We start from the raw sequence: 2,081 nt of genomic DNA, 5'->3' as shown, positions 1-2,081 counted from the left end.
CCACATTTGACATAGAACCGCAATTCCTTACATGTTAAAGGTTTTGCTTTTTTGTATATATAATACTTTCTTTTGACTGGTAACAGGTATATATCATTATCCTCAATACTCATGATACATCCTGGTCTGAAAAGATCTTATTCTTAAATTTATAGCCCAGCTTTTTAGCTGGTTCTAAGGATTCTCGATTTGACCTATCCCGGCTTGGGTACTTATTCATTATCAAGTCAAGCTCAGAGGCTGCTATAGTCGCCAAACCTTTTTTCTATATTGAGGATGTGTGGCAATTTCAATATCATCGTCATTTATACTCAATGGGGTTGCTGCAGAAGCTGCTTTTCCTTCATGTAAGATAGCATAACCTATACTTCTTTTTATAAAATCATTTATAGTAAATTGCTTTTATTAACAACATACTAAATCTTACACCTTCTCCCTGTCTATTTGCTGTATTCCCGACAAATCATACCTGTTACAGCATAAGCTTTTAACTAAAATACGCTAAAATGTGTAATACAGAGATAATCGGAGTAAAAAGCTGTTCTTTTCTAGAAAACTATGTCTAACCATGTTTTAGCAAATTATTTGCACAGAAATAACTGGTTTTAACGTTTGAGTTAAAAGACTAATAAGTATAGCATTAAGTTTGCTTGCTCGTAATAAATATCATAGTTGTGCCGCAGTTGATGAAGCTATTAAAAAAGTAATATATATAATAGGAGGATTTTTTTACATATGATGAACTTTACATGGAAAAGGCTGGGGATAATAGCTGGTCTATCCTTATCTCTAATTGTCGCAGGTTGCGGTTCCGATGATGAGAGCGCACAATCTGAATCTAGTATTAGTGAAGAACTGGATTATACAATTACTGGTACCGAACCCGGCGCTGGACAAACTCAAAAAAATGAAGAAGTTTTAGCTTCATACGATAACCTTGCCGGCTGGGAACAGGAACTGTCTTCAGCAGGAGCAATGTTAACACAATTAAGTGATGCGATTGACAATGAAGAACCAATCGTCTTTAGTGCATGGTCTCCGCACTATATGTTTGCCAAGTGGGATATAAAATATTTAGATGATCCACAGGGTATTCATGGAGATGAAGAACAGATCACAACGATTATAAGAGAAGGCTTGGAGAATGATATGCCTGAAGCTTATACCGTTCTTGATCGTATACAATTAGAGCTTCCAGATTTAGAAGAAGCATTATTAGAATCCCAGGAAAAGGACTTTGCTGAAGTAGCACAAGATTGGGCAGATGCTAATCAGGATATTGTTGCAGAATGGACGGAAGGGGTAAGCTCTGTGGATGGAACTTCTATAGAACTGGCTCTTTTACCTTGGGATGATGCCATTTTCACAGCAAACGTTGCTAAAATTGCACTAGAACAACAAGGCTTTAATGTGACACTGACACAGGTTGATCCAGCTATTATGTTTGAATCGATAGCAACAGGGAGCGCTGATGCGTCATTAGCAGTCTGGATGCCAGTGACACATGCCGAATTATATGAGCAATACGAAAGTAATTTTGAAGATTTGGGACCTAATTTAGAGGGTGCCAAGACCGGCTTAGCTGTACCAGCTTATATGGATATTGATTCTCTCGAAGATTTAGAACCAAAAGAATAGTACTTTCTAAGCTATAAAAAACAATATGCACGATGCTAAATAAAGCAGACTTTTCAAATGTTCAATCATTATAATATGAGCGCTATTGAGTATATAAAAGACCTGAAGATCTTATATTTGCACTTAAATACACTAATTATTCCTAATTGTGGTCAATTTTAATAGAGCATTCCCAAATCTAAATGGGAATGCTCTTCTTTGATTACTTCATGAAGCTGAAATGGTGGATATTTTCCATTTTAATAAATCAGTTAAAACCCTTAAAATTCCTTAAAACTATTATTTTGATTGGCAGGATTGATACATAGATATAAAAGGGCGTGCTTCAAATTGAAGCACGCCCTTTTATATCAGCGTTTTTAGTAAAGCTTCCAAGCGGACTTGAACCGCTGACCCCTTCCTTACCATGGAAGTGCTCTACCGGCTGAGCTATGGAAGCAAAT

At 36.4% G+C, this 2,081-nt stretch carries 2 protein-coding genes and 1 tRNA gene; 1 reads left to right on the top strand and 2 read right to left on the bottom strand.

Features of this window, described 5'->3' with window-relative positions:
- Nucleotides 1-243: 243 nt before the first annotated feature.
- The gene (locus OSO01_RS23875; RefSeq protein ID WP_503826208.1) at nt 244-378 is read right to left on the bottom strand and encodes a hypothetical protein; all 135 of its coding nucleotides are present in this window, start codon (nt 376-378) and stop codon (nt 244-246) included.
- Between the two features lie 357 nt (nt 379-735).
- Between OSO01_RS23875 and OSO01_RS23115 the strand changes: the two genes are divergently transcribed.
- Entirely contained in the window at nt 736-1,638 is a 903-nt protein-coding gene (locus OSO01_RS23115) for a glycine betaine ABC transporter substrate-binding protein (protein WP_246145299.1), read from the top strand.
- A 366-nt stretch (nt 1,639-2,004) separates the two neighbouring features.
- On the opposite strand, the gene OSO01_RS23110 is transcribed toward OSO01_RS23115, so the two are convergent.
- Nucleotides 2,005-2,077: transfer RNA gene (locus OSO01_RS23110), tRNA-Thr, on the bottom strand.
- Nucleotides 2,078-2,081: the final 4 nt, after the last annotated feature.

This window comes from Oceanobacillus sojae (assembly GCF_007991515.1).
Classification (GTDB): Bacteria; Bacillota; Bacilli; order Bacillales; family Amphibacillaceae; genus Oceanobacillus; species Oceanobacillus sojae.
This window is presented reverse-complemented; position numbering and strand designations above follow the sequence as displayed.

Bases quoted from the DNA above. Each gene is read 5' to 3' on its own strand.
- OSO01_RS23115 (WP_246145299.1), top strand. From the start codon at position 736: ATGATGAACTTTACATGGAAAAGGCTGGGGATAATAGCTGGTCTATCC.